Below are 16,033 nucleotides of genomic sequence, written 5' to 3'. Positions count from 1 at the left end.
TCATTCGGTGATCAGTCCTGTACGAAGCGTCACCGCCGTCTGTGTCCTGGGTGCGGCCCTCGGCGCGCTCGCCGCGTGCGGGGCGCACGAATCGACCCGGGCTCCGCTCCCGGCGCCCAGCGCCACCTCCCCGGCCGCCGGGCCGCCGACTCTCGCGCCCGGCCCCGCCGGCAGGACGGCCGTCTTCGAGCACGGCCCCCGCGACGCGGGTCGGACCGTCGCGCTCACCTTCGACGCCGACATGACCGCCGACCAGGGGCCGCGGGCGGCGCAGGGCGAACGGTTCGACAATCCGGGACTGATCGCGGCGTTGCGGGAGTTGAAGGTGCCGGCGACCGTGTTCATGACGGGGCGGTGGGCCGAGGAGTATCCCCGGCAGGCCCGGTCCATCGGCCGGGACCCCCTGTTCGAGGTCGCCAACCACTCCTACAGCCACTACGCCTTCACCGACCACTGCTACGGACTGCCGACCATCGGCGAGGAGCGGATGCGGGCGGACGTCGAGCGGGCGTACGCGGCGTTCCGGAGGGTGGGGATCCGTGACGCGATGCCGTACCTCCGGTTTCCGGGCGGGTGCTACGACCGGCGGGTCCTGGAGACGCTGACCCCGGCCGGCGTCACGGCCGTGCAGTGGGACGTGGTGAGCGGGGACGCCTTCGCCACGGACGCCGCCGAGGTCGCCCGGGAGGTGCTGCGCGGGGTGCGGCCCGGGTCCGTGGTGGTCCTGCACTGCACGCGCAGCGCCGCTCCGACCACCGAGCGGGTGATCCGCAGCGTCGTGCCTCGGCTGCGGGCTGAGGGGTTCCGGCTGGTGAAGGTGTCCCAGCTGATCGGAGCCTCGGGCGGACGGCGGTGAGCGTCCTACGCTGGAGTCATGAGCGAGGACTACTGCACCATCGGCGACGTGGCGAAACCGCCCGAGGCGGACGGGCCGCCCTACGCGGAGTGTGTCCTGTGCCGGGAGCCGACCGAGTACCCGGAGTCGTACAAGGGGATCACGCTCTGCCCGGTGTGCGAATGGCAGGAGGCACAGCGCACCGCCTGCTCAGGGTGATCTGCGGGAGGTGAGCGCGCAGGCCGCCGCCGTCGCCGCCGCCGTGATCAGCACCGCGGCCGCCAGGGGCAGCACCGGCATCGGGACCGTGCCCGAGCGGGACCCGGTGACCAGCCCGCTGACCGCGGCCTGCGCCGGGGAACCCGTCACGACGACCGACAGCAGGGCCGCGAGCAGCATCGCCGGCACCGCGCGGCCGGTCGAGCGCAGCACCGGCCAGGTGGTGAGGGCGCCGACGGCCGTGCCCAGCAGGGCGCAGGCCAGCGCGGCGAGCAGCCCGGCCGCGCCCGCCGGAAGCCGAGGCAGGCGGGTCTGGAGATCCGCGGTCACCGGGTTGCTGATCAGGGTCACGGCGAGGGTCGCGGCCGCCCCCAGGGCCACGGCGGTGGTTAGTGCCACCAGCACCGCGGCCAGGTGCGCCCGCCCCGGGCCGACCGCCGCGGCGACGCAACTGCGGGCGGCGGGCGGCTCGTTGGTGACGCAGATCCGCACCAGCCAGGCGGCGACGGGCAGCAGGGCCGCGGCCGCGTAACCGAGTGAGTCGAGGATCGGCTGGCCGCCCTGCACGCCGATGCCGAGGAACGCGACGTAGAGGATGAACGGCGGCAGCCAGCGCTGCGAGCGTACGAGCAGGGCGGCCTGGTATCCGAACAGGGCGGTCATCAGCGGCTCTCGTCGTCGGGGTTCGGCAGCGGGCTCACGCTCACCACATGCCAGGGCGGCCGGGCGGTGAGCAGGGCCCGCAGGAGGATGTCCGAGTGGGAAGCGGGCACCGTGAGACGGTGGGTGCCGGGCGTCGGCTCCTCGGCCGCGACGGCCACGCGGGTCGCGTCGGCGGGGAGCTGCCCGCCCTTCGGGCCCTGGACGACGACGGTCACCCGCGGGCCCTCGGACTCGGCGGGCGGCTGAACGCCGCGCGGCTCCAGTCCCGCGTCGCGCACGGTGTACGTCGCGTCGGGCACGCCCGCCAGGCGGCGCGGGTCGTGGTCCACGAAGACCACGGCGGTGCCGCCCGCGGTGCGTTCGGCGACGGCCCGCTCCAGCTCCGCGCGGGCGTCGGTGTCGAGGCCGGTCCATGCCTCGTCCAGCACGAGCAGCTCCGGTTCGGCGAGCAGGGCCTGAGCGACGGCGACCTTCTGGCTGCTGCCCTTCGACAACTGGGCCATGGGAGTACGGGCGTAGGGGGCGGCGCCGAAGCGGTCGAGGCACTCGCCTGCGGCGCGCTTGGCCGCGAGGTGGGACAGGCCGTGGACCTTGCCGAGGTGCGTGAGGTAGCCGAGGGCGGTGAAGGGCAGCGCCGTGGGGAAGCGTTCGGGGACGTACGCGGTGCGGGGTCGGCCGGTGATGCGGCCCTCGGTCGGGGCGTCTATGCCCGCGAGGAGCCGGAGGAGAGTGGACTTGCCGGTGCCGTTGGGGCCTTCCACGCGGATGAGGGTGCCGGGCGGCACGGTGAGGTGGATGCCGCGTAAGACCCATGGGCCGCGTATGCCGTAGCGGCGGTCCACGTTGTCCAGACGAAGATCGCGTTGCATGTGGGGCATCCTCTCGTACCCGCGGCTGCCGCCGGGTGGGGGCTGATCGCGCAGGTCCCCGCGCCCCTTAGGGTGTTGTCGTGAGCCATGATGCGACGTCCGGCGGCGACAGTCCCTTTCGGTCCGAACCCCATGCGCGCGACGACGCGCCTCAGTTCGTGCTCCCGCTGGTCGTACGCATCGAGCGGGGCGCCCCGCCGGCCCGCACGGACGCTCTGGAGACCTCCGCCCGTGCCGTGCTGACGATCCTCAGTGACGCGCGGTCGCTCGGCGAGGGCGAGTGGGCCGAGGCCATGCGTGACTGGCAGGACGCGCGGATCCGCAAGGTCGTGCGGCGGGCCCGCGGGGCCGAGTGGCGGCGGGCCGAGGGGCTGCCCGGGATCACCGTCACCGGGAAGTCGGCCGAGGTACGGGTGTTCCCGCCGGTGCCGCTGGACGGCTGGCCCAAGGAGCTGGCGAAGCTCCAGGTGTCCGGGACCGACCTCGACGATCCGGAGCCGCCGGCCGGCACCGACCACTCGGCGCCCGTGCTCTGGCTGAACCCCGATCTCGACATGTCGGCCGGCAAGACGATGGCGCAGACCGGACACGCGGCCCAGCTCGCCTGGTGGGAGCTCTCGGACGAGGAGCGGACCGCCTGGCGGGACGCGGGCTTCCCGCTGGCCGTACGGACCGCGGACCCGGCCCGCTGGGCCGGGCTGACGAGCGGCGGGCTGCCGCTGGTACGGGACGCGGGGTTCACGGAGGTCGCCCCCGGCTCGTGCACGGTCGTCGCCGACCATCCGGCGCTGCGGCGGACTCCCCGCGTTTGAACATCCCGCGCGTCCCGCCCGTACGAGCCTGTGGCGGGGTGCGGTCCCAACCTCAAATGTTGCTCTGAAGGCGGCCCCCGAGGGGTTCGGCTCCCCTGACGGGGGCCATACCCCCGTCACATCCGACACGAGCAGGCCGAGGAGGGGACGATGGAGCGACTGGGCACGGGAATCGGATGGCGTCCGGAGATCGCGGACGCCGTGGAGCGCATGCCGGGCATCGACTGGGTCGAGGCCGTCGCCGAGAACGTCTGCCCCGGGCACCTGCCGGAGTCCCTGGTACGGCTGCGGGAGCGCGGCGTCACCGTGATCCCGCACGGCGTGTCACTGGGCCTCGGCGGCGCCGAGCGGCCCGACGCCGGGCGGCTGGCCGCGCTCGCCGAGCGGGTGGAGGCGCTGGGGTCGCCGCTGGTCACCGAGCACATCGCGTTCGTCCGGGCGGGCGGTGCGCTGACCGCCTCCCCGCTGCTGGAGGCCGGGCACCTGCTGCCGGTGCCGCGCACCCGGGACGCCCTCGACGTGCTGTGCGAGAACGTGCGCATCGCGCAGGACGCGCTGCCGGTACCGCTCGCCGTGGAGAACATCGCCGCGCTGATCTCCTGGCCGGGCGAGGAGATGACCGAGGGGCAGTTCCTGTACGAGCTCGCCGAGCGTACCGGCGTACGGCTGCTCATCGACGTGGCCAACCTGCACACCAACCACGTCAACCGGGGCGAGGACCCGGCCAAGGCGCTCGCCGAGCTGCCGCTGGAGGCCATCGCCTACGTCCATGTCGCGGGCGGCTTCGAACGCGACGGCGTCTGGCACGACAGCCACGCCCACCCCGTCCCGCAGCCGGTCCTCGACGTCCTGACCGACCTCGCCTCCCGTGTGTCCCCGCCGGGGGTGCTGCTGGAACGCGACGAGAACTTCCCCGAGCCGGCCGAGCTGGAAGGGGAGTTGGGGGCGATCCGGGCGGCGCTGGAGAAGGGCGCCGCCGAGCGGTCCGCGCACAGCGGGGCGCGGACGGAGGAGGCCGCACCCGCGCCGCTGCCGGCCCGGGGGGCGACGCGGGCCCAGGAGACGGGATCCGCTCAGGAGAAGGAATCAGCCCAGAACGCGGGATCCGCTCAGGAGGCGGCTTCGATCCAGGAGGCGGCTTCGGCCCAGGAGGCGGCTTCGGCCCAGGACGCGGGGTCGGCCCGGGACGCGGGGTCCGAAGTGGCGGCGTCGGCTCAAGACGCTGGGTCCGAACTGGCGGCGTCGGCTCAGGACGGCGCCGAGCCCGCCCGGCAGCGGCTCGGGCTCGCGCAGGCCGCCCTGCTCTCGGCGCTGGTCGCCGGGACGCCCGTGCCGGAGGGGTTCGACCGGGTGCGGCTCGGGGTGCAGGCGCGGGCGCTCGCCGGGAAGCGGGCGGACGTCGTGGCGAAGGTCGCGCCCGAACTGCCGGTGATCCTCGGCGACGGATACCGGCGGGCCTTCCTCGGGTACACGCACGGGCACCCGATGACCGGCGGCTACCGGCGCGACGCGCTGGACTTCGCCGGGTATCTGCTGGCCGACGGCCGCTGCGAGGACGCGCGGGTGCGGGCGGAGCTGCGGGAGTGGTGGCTGGAGCGGTCGGGCCCCGCGCCGCGGTCCCGGCGTCCGGGGGTTCGGCTGGCCCGGGCCACGCGCCGAGTGCTGCTGCGCCGGTGAGCGGGGGCGGTCCACATCACCGGTGACCCGGGGGCGGTCCGCGCCACCGCTGACCGGGGAACGGTCCACGCCACCGCTGACCGGGGAACGGTCCACGCCGCCCGCGACCCGGGGGCGGTCCACGTCGGATCCCGCTCCCCCGTGGGCACGGGCGCGGTCGGCGAGTGTGCCGGGGTTAACACCCGGGCCCGCTCCGGCTTCGACGCGCCCGCTTGGTCCCGTATGACCCCGTAAGCCCACCGCAGCCGCTCCCTTTTCGCCCGTAACCACCCCGCTTGCAACCATTCGCTCCTGTACGGCAGTTGGCGTCGGCGCCGAAGTAATATGCCAACCCCATCCCCGAAGCGCACTAACGTGCGGTGCCGCAACAGGAGGCACCATGCGGTCCCGACAGCGACCCCCGATCAACGGCCGGGGCATCTTCAGCGGCACCGGGATCATCGTCACGGGCCTGATGGCGACGCTACTGGCGATGATCTTCCCGATCTGGTCGTACGCCGACCGGTCCGGGACGGGTCTGGACGTACTGAACGCCGACACCGTCTCGACCGGCTACGGGCCACTGTCCGCCCTCGACCGCGACTTCATCACGAAGGTCCGGCTGGCAGGGCTGTGGGAACTGCCCGCCGGCCGGCAGGCCCGGGAGAAGGGCACCACCCCGGCCGTACGGACCGCCGGGGAGCATCTCATCGAGGGGCACGCGTTCCTGGACGAACGGGTGCGGGACGTCGCGGCCCAGCTGAGCCTCCAGCTGCCCAACGAGCCCACCGACCAGCAGCAGGAGTGGCTCGCGACCCTGAACTCCGCCCAGGGCGTGGAGTACGACAGCCGGTTCGCGAACATCCTGCGGCTGGCGCACGGCAAGGTGTTCTCCGTCGTCGCCCAGGTCCGGGCCAGTACGCGTAACTCCCTCGTGCGCAAGCTCGCCGACGACGCCAACACCACCGTGCTGGACCACATCACGGTCCTGGAGGCCACCGGCTACGTCGACTACGAAGCCCTGGCGCGGGACATGGTCGCCGACAGCACCCCGCCACTCACCCCCTCCCCCGCCCCGCCGGGTCCGACGTCCGACCCCGCTCCGGCGGTACCGGTGACGCCGCCCCCGTCGCCGGCGTACACCCTCCCCTCGGCCGCCAGCAGCCCGCGCCCGGCGGGCGGTTCAGGGGACTCCTGACGCACTCGACCGGCCGGATCCGGAACGTCACATCCCGGCAACTCTCCGTCCGTATCGTGAACAAGGCATGGCGCCGCACAGAGCCTTGGCATAGAAACACGGCATGTTCTGGGTGCTTCTTCTGCTGCTGGCCTGGGCCGTCGCCGGCACGGCGTGCACGCGGCTGTGCCTGGCCGCCGTACACGCCGCGGCCATGGAGTCGAAAGAGGCAACCGCGGCCCGGGGCCACGATCTGACGCTGTACGAGGCCGCGTTCCTGTCCGGCGGCCCTCGCCGGGTCGCCGATCTGACCCTGGTCTCCATGGCGCGGCAGCAGCGGCTGCTGCTCGCACGCACCGGGTGGGCGACGGTCGTCGATCCGCGCGGGCGGGACGAGATGGAACGCTCGGTGATAGGGGCCATCGGGCCGGAGGGCCAGTCACGGATCGAGCCGGTACGCGACGCCGCGGCCGCCGCCGACGCGGTGGGCAGCCTCGGCGACCGGCTGGTCAGCGCGGGCCTCGCCGTGCCCGCCGGCGCGCGTAACGGGATCGGCTCCGCGATCCGCCAGGTGCGCCTCGCCGCGGCCGTCGTCGCGGCGCTCGGCGCGATCGCCCTGCTGGCACCCGCCCAGTCGGACATGCCGGCACACCTGGTCGCACTGTGGTTCGCGCTGCCGTTCGTGCTCACCCTGAGCTGTCTTGCCATCGCCCGCATCGAGGTCCAGCCGTACGCGCGTTGGGCCTCACCGGCCGGGCAGCGGCTGCTCAGTGGCCTGGTGCGGCACTCCGGGGGCGGCGGCGACCGTACGTACCTCACGTCCGTGGCCGTCCGCGGCATACGCGCGATCGGCGAGCCGGACCTGCGCGCGGCCTTCGCGCACCGGGAGCAGCATCACGAGGCGATGCACTGGCGGGAGTGACGCGCCATGCGTCGATAACGCATAGGGGGCATTGCGGCGACTTCGGCGAGGCGGTGCTTGCCTTCATCAACAGACGAACCAAATATCCCTTTTGTTGCTGCCGTGCACCGAAGGGAAATGCCATGCGAGCTGCCGCCCTCTACTCGGCCGCGGGGGCCATGCTCCTGTCCACGCTCTCACTGGCCCCGGCCACGAGCGCCGGGGCCGCCCCAGGAGCCGACGAGCGGCACGGCACGGCGGTGGCCGTCGCGCGCGCCGAGGCGGCCGGCGTCGCCTTCGGCAACTGCCCCAAGGATCAAGGGCTGCCGGGCACGGTGCGGTGCGGCACGGTGTCCGTCCCGCTGGACTACGCCCACCCCGACGGCAAGCAGATCCGGCTGCTGGTCAGCAGGGCGCGGGCCACCCACAAGGATCCGCACAACAGCAAGCGCCGGGTGCCGGGCAAGGGCGCGCTGGTCTACAACCCGGGCGGACCCGGCGCCTCCAGCGTCCAGTTCCCGCTGATCGGAGTCATCCCGGCGTGGAAGCGACTCGCCGCGGCCTACGACCTGGTCGGTTACGCCCCGCGCGGAGTGGCGCCCTCCGCGCCGCTGACCTGCCTGGACCCCAAGCAGTACGCGAAGGGCCCCTCGCAGGCGCCGACGTTCCCCTCGGAGGCGTACAAGAAGGAGCGCGTCGCCCGGGCGAAGGCGTACGCGCGTGGCTGCGCCAAGCGCGCCGGCAGCGCCCTGCGGCACTACAACTCCCTCAACAACGCCCGCGACCTGGACGTCCTGCGGGCCGCGCTGGGCGAGGAGAAGCTGACGTTCATGGGGGCGTCGTACGGCACCTACTTCGGCGCGCTGTACGCGCACCTCTTCCCCCAGCACGTACGACGGATGGTGTTCGACTCCGCGGTGAACCCGGACTCGAAGCAGATCTGGTACCACAACAACCTGGCGCAGTCGGCCGCGTTCGAGGGGCGCTGGACGGACTTCCGGGAGTGGGTCGCCGAGCACGACGACGTGTACGGGCTCGGCATCACCGCCGACGCGGTGCTGGCCAACTACGAGAAGGTGCGGACGCGGCTCGCGACGCACCCGGCGGACGGGAAGGTCGGGCCGGGGCAGCTGCAGGAGGCGTTCCTCCAGGCCGGCTACTACGACGACTACTGGCCCTCGCGGGCCCAGGCGCTGTCGGCGTATCTGAAGGGCGACGCGAAGCCGCTGGTCGAGCTGGCCTCACCGGTGACGGAGGCGGCGGCCGAGGAGGAGAACACGAACGCGGTCTACACGGCCGTGGAGTGCAACGACGCGCCCTGGCCGACGGACTGGGCGGTCTGGGACCGGGACAACACCCGGCTCGCGCGCGTGGCGCCGTTCGAGACCTGGGACAACGCGTGGATGAACCTGCCGTGCGCCTTCTGGCAGGCACCCCGGCAGCGGCCGGTGGACGTGCGCACCGGTCCGGGTGAGCTGCCGCCGACGCTGATCCTGGCCGCCGAGCGGGACGCCGCCACCCCGTACGACGGGGCGCTGGAGATGCACCGGCGGCTCGCGGGCTCGGTCCTGGTGACCGAGCGGGACGCCGGGACGCACGGCATCGCGTACGGCCCGAACGCCTGCGTCAACGGCTACATCGACGCGTATCTGCTGGAGGGCCGGCTGCCGGCGCGGCACGCGTCCTGCGAGGGGCACCCGGAGCCGAAGCCCAGTGCTGCGCAGAAGCGCCGTCACGAGGTGGCGGCCCGGCGCGGCTGATCGCGCGGTTCCCCGCGCCCCGTCCGGGGCGCGGGGAACCCGCCGAGCCGCGGTGGTCCCGCCTAGGCGAGTCCGGCGACCAGCTCGGCCACGGACTTGCGGCGGCCGGTGTAGAACGGCACCTCCTCGCGGACGTGCATCCGGGCCTCGGAGGCACGCAGATGACGCATGAGGTCGACGATGCGGTAGAGCTCGTCGGCCTCGAAGGCGAGGATCCACTCGTAGTCGCCCAGGGAGAACGAGGCGACCGTGTTGGCGCGGACGTCCGGGTAGCCGCGGGCCATCTTGCCGTGGTCGGCGAGCATGCGGCGGCGGTCCTCGTCGGGCAGCAGGTACCAGTCGTAGGAGCGCACGAAGGGGTAGACGCTGACGTAGTCGCGCGGCGTCTCGTCGGCGAGGAACGCCGGGATGTGCGAGCGGTTGAACTCGGCGGGGCGGTGCAGCGCCATGTTCGACCAGACCGGCTCCAGCGCGCGGCCCAGCTTGGTGCGGCGGAAGAGGTTGTACGCCTCCTGGAGCTGGTCGGCGGTCTCCGCGTGCCACCAGATCATGACGTCGGCGTCGGCGCGCAGGCCGGACACGTCGTAGGTGCCGCGGATCGTCACGTCCTTGGCGGCGAGCTGGTCGAACAGCTCCTGGACCTCGTCGGCGTAGCCCGCGCGGTCCTCGGGGAGCACGTCCTTCAGCTTGAAGACGGACCAGAGGGTGTAGCGGATGACCTCGTTGAGGTCCTTGGCCAGCTTGCCCTTGTTCGGGATCCTGCCGGACTCGGTGGTGGAGGCGTCGTCACTCATGCCCTTATTCTCCCGCTCCGCCGTGCAGACTCTGCACCGGGTGGGCGGTGAGCTCCTGCACACCGCTCAGGTCGCCCTCCAGCTGGTCCACGGCGGCGTACGCGCTCGCGATGCAGGCCGGGATGCCCACGCCGTCGTACTGCGCGCCGCACACCGCGAGGCCCGGCACTCCGGCGACGTGCTCGCGGACGCGGGCCACGCGCGCGTGGTGGCCGACGGGGTACTGGGGCAGCCCGTCGGTCCAGCGGGTGACGCGGGTGTGAAGCGGGGTGGCGTCGAGGCCGGTGGCCTCCTTCAGGTCCCGGCGTGAGACGTCGACGAGGTGGGCGTCGTCGCGGCCCAGGATCTCCGTCTCGCCGTACCGTCCGACGGACGTGCGCAGGACGATCGTGTCGGGGTCCTCGTCGGCGATCCAGCCCCACTTCTGGGAGGCGAACGTCGACGCCTTGATCGTGCGCCCGTCGACGGGCGGCACGAGGAAGCCGCTGCCCGCCGGGAGGCCGGCGTCGGCGCGGCGGTAGGCCAGGGTGATCAGGGCCATGGAGGCGTACTCGACGCCGTCCAGTCCGGCGGCCGCCCCGGGCACCTCGGCGCGCAGCAGGGCGGCGGCGGCCGGGGCGGGCACGGCGACGACGACCGCGTCGGCGCGCAGCACCCGGTCACCGGCGACGACGCGCCAGCCGCCGGACGCCTCGCGGCGCAGCTCGGTCACCGGCGCCCCGGTCACGATCTCGCCGCCCCGCGCGCGGACCGACTGCGCGACGGCGAGCGGGAGCCGGCCCACGCCGCCCTCGATGCCCATGAACACCGGCCCGGTCTGCTGGTCGGCCGCCGCCCTGGCCTGGATCTCGCGGACCGCTTCGGTGAGCGAGTCATGGGTCCGCGCGGCCCGGTAGAGCTGCGGGACGGCCGAGCGCATCGAGATGCGGTAGGCGTCGCCCGCGTAGACGCCGCCCAGCAGGGGTTCGACCAGGCGGTCGACGACCTCGCGGCCCAGGCGCGCGGCCACGTACTCACCGACCGCCACGTCGTCCCCGACCTCGGTGCGCGGCAGGTCGGCGTCGCGCTCGATACGGGCCAGTCCTTCGTCGGACAGGACTCCGGAGAGGGCGGCCGCGGTGCCGGGGACGCCCATCACGTGTCCCTTGGGCATGGGGCGCAGGGCGCCGCGGGTCCAGATCGAGGCCGTCGCGGTGGCCGGCGGCTGGAGCCGTTCGCCGAGGCCCACCTCGCGCGCGAGGGCGATCGCCTCGGGCCGGCGGGCCAGCATCGACTCGGCGCCGAGGTCCACGCGCACGCCCGCGATCTCGCCGGGCAGCAGCTTGCCGCCGACTCGGTCCGACGCCTCCAGGACACTCACGCGTCTGCCGCGGCCCAGCAGTCGGTGGGCGGCCGCCAGGCCGGCGATCCCGCCCCCGATGACGACGACATGACCGGGCCGCTCGGGGCCGTCGCCGGTGGGTGTGTCCTCGGTGTGCTCGCGCATGATCCCACTCTCTCAAACGCCACTGACACCGCTGCCGGGGCCGTACCGCCGCGCCGCCGTCCGCTCCCCGCGTGCCCGCCCCGAGTCCCGACCGTGACCGCATCGGGACCCTCACCGGCCAACGTTTCGCAAGGCCGCCGCGTCGAAGGAGCATCAGTCGTCACGACGACCCCCGGGGGTATGCCGACATGCGCACACGACGTTCCGTACGACCCGCTCAGGCCCTGGTGGGCCTCATGCTGGCCGCCGCTCTCGCGCTCACCGGATGCAGCGGCGCGAGCGACTCGGGCGGCGACGGCGCCTCCGCCGCCAAGGGAGGGGCCGCCCGGGCCGACTCCGAGGCGAACGCCCAGCAGGGCGCCCCCGACAGCGGGTCCGGCGCCGACAAGGCCACCGCGCCCGCCAAGCTGCCGGCGACCCACATCATCCGCACGGCCTCGCTGACGGTGCAGGTCAAGGACGTACCGAAGGCCCTCGACGAGGCCCGCACCACCACCGAGAACGCGGGCGGCTACATCGGCAACGAGACCACCACCCGTGACGAGGAGGGTCACGAGCGCACCCGCGTCGTGCTGCGGGTGCCCGTCGACGGGTACGCCGAGGTCCTCACGGAGCTGGAGGGCGCGGGCAGGCTGATCGAACGCAGTGCCAAGGCGCAGGACGTCACCGACCAGGTCGTGGACGTGGAGAGCCGTGTCAAGTCGCAGCAGGCGAGCGTGGCCCGGATCCGTGAGCTGATGGACCGGGCGACCAGGCTGAGCGACGTGGTGACGCTGGAGGGCGAGCTGAGCCGGCGGCAGGCCGACCTGGAGTCGCTGCTGGCCCAGCAGGCGTCCCTGAAGGACCGCACGAGTCTCGCGACGATCTCGCTGACCCTCTCCGAGACTCCGGTGAAGAAGGCCGCGAAGGACGACGACCCGGGCTTCCTGGACGCGCTCGCGGGCGGCTGGAACGCGTTCGTGACGATGCTGCGCTGGATCGCGGTGGCGTTCGGCGCGCTGCTGCCCTTCGCGGCGGTGGCGGCGCTGATTCTGCTGCTGTGGCTGAAGGTCCTGCGCCCCCGGCTGCCGCGCCGCCCAGCGACCGCGCCCGCCGGCGTCGTGCCGGGCCCGCTGCCTGCGGCCCGCCCCGCTCCGCGTCCCACGCACACGGGGGACGAGCAGAGCGCCGGACAGGACTGAAATTCCCTGCCCCCGTAGCGTGTTCGCATGAACATGAGCGCTGCGAGGGGTGTGCCGGGCGAGCGGGAACGGCTGGTGGTGATCGGCGGCGACGCCGCGGGGATGTCCGCGGCGTCGCAGGCGCGTCGCCTGAGGAGCGCCGAGGAGCTGGAGATCGTGGCCTTCGAGCGCGGTCACTTCACCTCCTTCTCGGCGTGCGGCATCCCGTACTGGGTGGGCGGCGAGGTGTCCGGACGGGACCAGTTGATCGCCCGTACGGCCGAGGAGCACCGCGCGCGGGACATCGACCTGCGCATGCGGACCGAGGTCGTGGAGATCGACGTGGCCGGCGGCCGGGTACGCGCGCGTGACGTCGATTCCGGCGCCGAGTTCTGGACGTCGTACGACAAGCTCGTGATCGCGACCGGCGCGTATCCGATCCGCCCCGACATGCCGGGCGCCGACGCCCCCGGTGTGCACGGCGTGCAGACCCTGGACGACGGCCAGGCCCTGATCGACCGGCTGGCACGCACGCGTGGCCGTCGCGCGGTGGTGGTCGGCGCCGGCTACATCGGCGTGGAGATGGCCGAGGCGCTCATCAACCGCGGCTACGAGGTGACGGTCGTCAACCGCGGCAGCGAACCCATGTCGACCCTCGACCCGGACATGGGCCGTCTGGTGCACGAGGCCATGGAGGGCCTCGGCATCACCATGGTCAACGACGCCGCGGTCACCAAGATCCTCACCGGTGACGACGGCGCCGTCCGCGCGGTCGCCACCGAGGACGCCGAGTACCCGGCGGACGTGGTGGTCCTCGGCATCGGGGTCCGCCCGGAGACCGCCCTCGCGCGGGCCGCGGGCCTGCCCGTGGGCGACCACGGCGGCCTGCTGACCGACCTCGCCATGCGGGTCCGCGGCCACGAGAACATCTGGGCGGGCGGCGACTGCGTCGAGGTCCTCGACCTGGTCTCGGGGCAGGAACGCCACATCCCCCTCGGCACCCACGCCAACAAGCACGGCCAGATCATCGGCACGAACGCCGGCGGCGGCTACGCCACGTTCCCCGGTGTGGTCGGCACGGCCGTCAGCAAGGTCTGCGACCTGGAGATCGCCCGCACGGGCCTGCGCGAGAAGGACGCGCGCAGGGCGGGCCTGCAGTACGTGACGGCCACCATCGAGTCCACCAGCCGTGCCGGGTACTACCCGGGCTCCTCCGCCATGACGGTCAAGATGCTCGCCGAGCGCCGCACGGGACGGCTGCTGGGCGTGCAGATCGTGGGCCGCGAGGGCGCGGGCAAGCGGGTCGACGTCGCGGCGGTCGCCCTGACGGCCGGCATGACGGTGGAGCAGATGACGGCCCTGGACCTGGGATACGCGCCCCCGTTCTCCCCGGTCTGGGACCCGGTCCTGGTGGCGGCCCGCAAGGCGACGAAGGCGGTGCACGCCGGCACCTCGTGAGAGACGGCGCCGGCAACGCCCTCGACGGCATGGGGAGCGGCGCCGGCAACGCCGTCAGGGGCGCGGGGAACCGCGCGATCGGCCGCGGAGGGCGCGCCGCCGCCCGCCGCCGAACACCCGCACCCCTACGGCGCTCAAGCGCTGCCGTTGATCCTCTCGATGGCCTGCCGAGCCTGTTCGGCGGGCGGCCGGGCCGGCAGCGAGGAAACGGACGCGCTCACACTCGGCGGCATCGCGGCGGCGGCAGCCGGCTGCTCCCCCGCCGGCTTCGCATGCGCCGCCGCGGGCCGCGCAGACCGCAGCCGATGACTCACGGCCTCGTCCAGCGTCACCGGCCGCTGCATCTGCGACGCGAGCCGGCCGGCCTCCTGACCCAGCCGCGCCACGTCCTCCCACGGCAGCCGCACCACCACCGCGACCTCCGCCTCCCCGTCGGGCAACGCGTGAATCTGAGGATCAACTCGCTCGTTCATCGCCTGTTCCTCACGTAGACCCCGCGACCCGCCTTCCCCGTGCCGCGGGCGGTTGCCGAGACATACGCAGGCGGTCACACACCCGTTCACCCCGGACACCGATTCGCCGCACGGATCCCGGGCAGATACCAGTCGTGGTCATCCCCGTCCATGACGTGAATCCGGTGAGCCGCACCCCTTGGGTGACATACGCGCTGATCGCCGCGAACGTCCTCGTCTTCCTGTCCACGCCCGGCATAGCCGGCTCCGTGTCCGGTGAGAGCAACCTGGCCCAGCTGTGCCATCTGCACGCGTTCCTGGACCACTACGCTGCCGTGCCGCGGGAGTTGATCCACGATCAGCTGCCGGGCGTGGTGCCCACCGGCGAGGTGGCCGTGGGCCCGAACGGCCCCGGCTGTGTGATCGGCCGCCCGGACTACGACAAGTCCCCCGCCCTGTCGGTCTTCACCGCGCTGTTCCTGCACGGCGGCTGGCTGCACCTGCTGGGGAACATGCTCTTCCTGCTGATCTTCGGCAACAACGTCGAGGACCGCATGGGCCATGTACGGTACTTCCTCTTCTACGTCGTCTGCGGCTACGCGGCCAGTTACGGCTTCGCGCTTCTCAACGACGACTCGGCCGAACCGCTGATCGGTGCCTCCGGGGCCATCGCGGGCGTCCTGGGCGCCTATCTCGTGCTGTATCCGAGAGCCAGGGTGTGGGTCCTCGTGCCGTTCCTGATCTTCCTGCCGCTGCGGCTGCCCGCCTGGCTGGTGCTCGGCTTCTGGTTCGTGCTCCAGGCCGTGTACTCGTCCGGCGAGGGCGTCTCCGACGCGGGCACGGTGGCGTACGCGGCACACATCGTCGGCTTCCTCACGGGGATGCTGCTGGCCTGGCCGCTCAAACCGGGGACACCGCCGCCACCGGAGCCGCGGGGCCTGCTGTTCGGCAGACGGGCGCGGCCGGGCTGGTGAGGGCTGCTGGGTCCGGTGGGTCCCCTGGATCGGCTGGGGCCGCTGGGGCCGCTGGGGAGATCCCGTGACGAGGCACCTCGGCAACGCGCCACGGGGTCCCTGGACGCGGCATTGAACGGCTGTTTAGCATGTTGTACATGCGTTCAACCCCGGACGACCGGACCACTCGGGCGGTCATCCGCGACGAGGCCCTTCGCCTGTTCGCCGACCGTGGACCGGAGTCGGTGACCGTGCGTCAGATCGCCGAGGCCGCAGGTGTGTCGGCCGGACTCGTGGTGCATCACTTCGGGTCGAAGGACGGTCTGCGTCAGGAGGTCGACGGGTACGTCCTGGCCGTGTTCGAGGCGATGCTGGGGGAACTGACCGACGAGAGCGGGGCTGAGCTCCTCGACCCCGGGACCGGAGCGAGTTCCCTCAGCGAGGCGTTCACCCGCCACCTCCCGGCCGGCTCTCCGCTGCCCGGCTACCTGCGCCGCCTGCTGCTGTCCGACACCGACGTCGGCAGACAGCTCTTCCAGCGCCTGTTCGAACTCAGCCGAGCCGCCCTGAACGGCCTGGCGGCGGCCGGCCTGGCCGCACCCGGCCGGGAGCCGGCGGTCCGCGCGGCCTTCCTGCTCGCCAACGACCTGGCCGTCTTCCTCCTGCGCGACCGGCTCGCCGAAGTCCTCGGCAGCGACCCGCTGTCGGCCGACGGGGTGGCCCGCTGGGCGCCGGAGATGCTCAGCATCTACGCGGGCGGGCTGAACGCGTCACCACAAGGAGACGCTTGCGAGACAGGCCGGGAAACGATGCGGAACTCTCCGTCAGGAAGGTGACG

The 16,033-nt window shown here is 73.2% G+C and carries 16 protein-coding genes; 11 read left to right on the top strand and 5 right to left on the bottom strand.

What is annotated here, in order from left to right:
• Positions 1 to 7 precede the first annotated feature (7 nt).
• Both ACGFW6_RS16780 and ACGFW6_RS16775 read left to right on the top strand, forming a co-directional pair.
• The gene (locus ACGFW6_RS16780; RefSeq protein ID WP_393509511.1) at positions 8 to 856 is read left to right on the top strand and encodes a polysaccharide deacetylase family protein; all 849 of its coding nucleotides are present in this window, start codon (positions 8 to 10) and stop codon (positions 854 to 856) included.
• An 18-nt stretch (positions 857 to 874) separates the two neighbouring features.
• Entirely contained in the window at positions 875 to 1,054 is a 180-nt protein-coding gene (locus ACGFW6_RS16775; protein ID WP_393509508.1) for a hypothetical protein, read from the top strand.
• Here the strand turns inward: ACGFW6_RS16775 and ACGFW6_RS16770 are convergent.
• On the bottom strand, positions 1,046 to 1,717 hold the full coding sequence (locus ACGFW6_RS16770; protein WP_393509505.1) for an ABC transporter: 672 nt from the start codon (positions 1,715 to 1,717) through the stop codon (positions 1,046 to 1,048). The genes ACGFW6_RS16775 and ACGFW6_RS16770 overlap by 9 nt on opposite strands.
• On the bottom strand, positions 1,717 to 2,586 hold the full coding sequence (locus ACGFW6_RS16765; protein ID WP_393509502.1) for an ATP-binding cassette domain-containing protein: 870 nt from the start codon (positions 2,584 to 2,586) through the stop codon (positions 1,717 to 1,719). Before ACGFW6_RS16765 ends, ACGFW6_RS16770 begins: the two co-directional genes overlap by 1 nt.
• Before the next feature lie 80 nt (positions 2,587 to 2,666).
• Here ACGFW6_RS16765 and ACGFW6_RS16760 point away from each other — a divergent pair, with 80 nt between their 5' ends.
• The 5 genes from ACGFW6_RS16760 to ACGFW6_RS16740 all read left to right on the top strand — a co-directional run bounded on the left by ACGFW6_RS16760 (position 2,667) and on the right by ACGFW6_RS16740 (position 8,892).
• Complete coding sequence (locus tag ACGFW6_RS16760; RefSeq protein WP_393509499.1) at positions 2,667 to 3,398, top strand: peptidyl-tRNA hydrolase; 732 nt, start codon at positions 2,667 to 2,669, stop codon at positions 3,396 to 3,398.
• Between the two features lie 150 nt (positions 3,399 to 3,548).
• The gene (locus ACGFW6_RS16755) at positions 3,549 to 5,075 is read left to right on the top strand and encodes a DUF692 family multinuclear iron-containing protein (RefSeq protein WP_393509496.1); all 1,527 of its coding nucleotides are present in this window, start codon (positions 3,549 to 3,551) and stop codon (positions 5,073 to 5,075) included.
• A 379-nt stretch (positions 5,076 to 5,454) separates the two neighbouring features.
• Positions 5,455 to 6,252, top strand: a complete 798-nt coding sequence (locus ACGFW6_RS16750) for a DUF4142 domain-containing protein (protein ID WP_393509493.1) — start codon at positions 5,455 to 5,457, stop codon at positions 6,250 to 6,252.
• Positions 6,253 to 6,355: 103 nt separating this feature from the next.
• Entirely contained in the window at positions 6,356 to 7,153 is a 798-nt protein-coding gene (locus ACGFW6_RS16745; protein ID WP_393509490.1) for a TIGR04222 domain-containing membrane protein, read from the top strand.
• Between the two features lie 122 nt (positions 7,154 to 7,275).
• Complete coding sequence (locus tag ACGFW6_RS16740; RefSeq protein WP_393509487.1) at positions 7,276 to 8,892, top strand: alpha/beta hydrolase; 1,617 nt, start codon at positions 7,276 to 7,278, stop codon at positions 8,890 to 8,892.
• A 62-nt stretch (positions 8,893 to 8,954) separates the two neighbouring features.
• Here the strand turns inward: ACGFW6_RS16740 and hemQ are convergent, their stop codons facing one another.
• Positions 8,955 to 9,686 (bottom strand): hydrogen peroxide-dependent heme synthase, encoded by a 732-nt coding sequence (hemQ, locus tag ACGFW6_RS16735; RefSeq protein WP_393509484.1) that lies wholly within the window; start codon positions 9,684 to 9,686, stop codon positions 8,955 to 8,957.
• Positions 9,687 to 9,690: 4 nt separating this feature from the next.
• On the bottom strand, positions 9,691 to 11,172 hold the full coding sequence (gene hemG / locus ACGFW6_RS16730; protein ID WP_393509481.1) for a protoporphyrinogen oxidase: 1,482 nt from the start codon (positions 11,170 to 11,172) through the stop codon (positions 9,691 to 9,693).
• 188 nt (positions 11,173 to 11,360) lie between these two features.
• Here hemG and ACGFW6_RS16725 point away from each other — a divergent pair, with 188 nt between their 5' ends.
• Together ACGFW6_RS16725 and ACGFW6_RS16720 are read left to right on the top strand one after the other, a co-directional pair.
• A complete protein-coding gene (locus ACGFW6_RS16725) occupies positions 11,361 to 12,353 on the top strand; it encodes a DUF4349 domain-containing protein (protein WP_393509478.1) in 993 nt (330 codons plus the stop codon).
• Between the two features lie 27 nt (positions 12,354 to 12,380).
• Positions 12,381 to 13,790, top strand: coding sequence for an FAD-dependent oxidoreductase (locus ACGFW6_RS16720; RefSeq protein WP_393509476.1), 1,410 nt, complete (start codon positions 12,381 to 12,383; stop codon positions 13,788 to 13,790).
• Between the two features lie 134 nt (positions 13,791 to 13,924).
• Here the strand turns inward: ACGFW6_RS16720 and ACGFW6_RS16715 are convergent, their stop codons facing one another.
• Positions 13,925 to 14,263, bottom strand: coding sequence for a hypothetical protein (locus tag ACGFW6_RS16715; protein ID WP_393509473.1), 339 nt, complete (start codon positions 14,261 to 14,263; stop codon positions 13,925 to 13,927).
• Between the two features lie 134 nt (positions 14,264 to 14,397).
• Between ACGFW6_RS16715 and ACGFW6_RS16710 the strand changes: the two genes are divergently transcribed.
• Positions 14,398 to 15,216, top strand: coding sequence for a rhomboid family intramembrane serine protease (locus tag ACGFW6_RS16710; RefSeq protein ID WP_393509470.1), 819 nt, complete (start codon positions 14,398 to 14,400; stop codon positions 15,214 to 15,216).
• Positions 15,217 to 15,353: 137 nt separating this feature from the next.
• A complete protein-coding gene (locus ACGFW6_RS16705) occupies positions 15,354 to 16,031 on the top strand; it encodes a TetR/AcrR family transcriptional regulator (protein ID WP_393509467.1) in 678 nt (225 codons plus the stop codon).
• The last annotated feature ends 2 nt before the right edge of the window (positions 16,032 to 16,033 follow it).

This window comes from Streptomyces sp. Y7 (assembly GCF_043195415.1).
In the GTDB taxonomy this organism is placed as follows: Bacteria; Actinomycetota; Actinomycetes; order Streptomycetales; family Streptomycetaceae; genus Streptomyces.
Note: the sequence above shows the minus strand (reverse complement) of the source record. Positions and strands in the feature narration are given on the sequence as shown.

Coding starts and splice junctions, on each gene's coding strand:
- ACGFW6_RS16775 (WP_393509508.1), top strand. CDS start 875: ATGAGCGAGGACTACTGCACCATCGGCGACGTGGCGAAACCGCCCGAG.
- ACGFW6_RS16770 (WP_393509505.1), bottom strand. CDS start 1,717: ATGACCGCCCTGTTCGGATACCAGGCCGCCCTGCTCGTACGCTCGCAG.
- ACGFW6_RS16765 (WP_393509502.1), bottom strand. CDS start 2,586: ATGCAACGCGATCTTCGTCTGGACAACGTGGACCGCCGCTACGGCATA.
- ACGFW6_RS16755 (WP_393509496.1), top strand. CDS start 3,549: ATGGAGCGACTGGGCACGGGAATCGGATGGCGTCCGGAGATCGCGGAC.
- ACGFW6_RS16750 (WP_393509493.1), top strand. CDS start 5,455: ATGCGGTCCCGACAGCGACCCCCGATCAACGGCCGGGGCATCTTCAGC.
- ACGFW6_RS16745 (WP_393509490.1), top strand. CDS start 6,356: ATGTTCTGGGTGCTTCTTCTGCTGCTGGCCTGGGCCGTCGCCGGCACG.
- ACGFW6_RS16740 (WP_393509487.1), top strand. CDS start 7,276: ATGCGAGCTGCCGCCCTCTACTCGGCCGCGGGGGCCATGCTCCTGTCC.
- hemQ (WP_393509484.1), bottom strand. CDS start 9,686: ATGAGTGACGACGCCTCCACCACCGAGTCCGGCAGGATCCCGAACAAG.
- hemG (WP_393509481.1), bottom strand. CDS start 11,172: ATGCGCGAGCACACCGAGGACACACCCACCGGCGACGGCCCCGAGCGG.
- ACGFW6_RS16725 (WP_393509478.1), top strand. CDS start 11,361: ATGCGCACACGACGTTCCGTACGACCCGCTCAGGCCCTGGTGGGCCTC.
- ACGFW6_RS16720 (WP_393509476.1), top strand. CDS start 12,381: ATGAACATGAGCGCTGCGAGGGGTGTGCCGGGCGAGCGGGAACGGCTG.
- ACGFW6_RS16715 (WP_393509473.1), bottom strand. CDS start 14,263: ATGAACGAGCGAGTTGATCCTCAGATTCACGCGTTGCCCGACGGGGAG.
- ACGFW6_RS16705 (WP_393509467.1), top strand. CDS start 15,354: ATGCGTTCAACCCCGGACGACCGGACCACTCGGGCGGTCATCCGCGAC.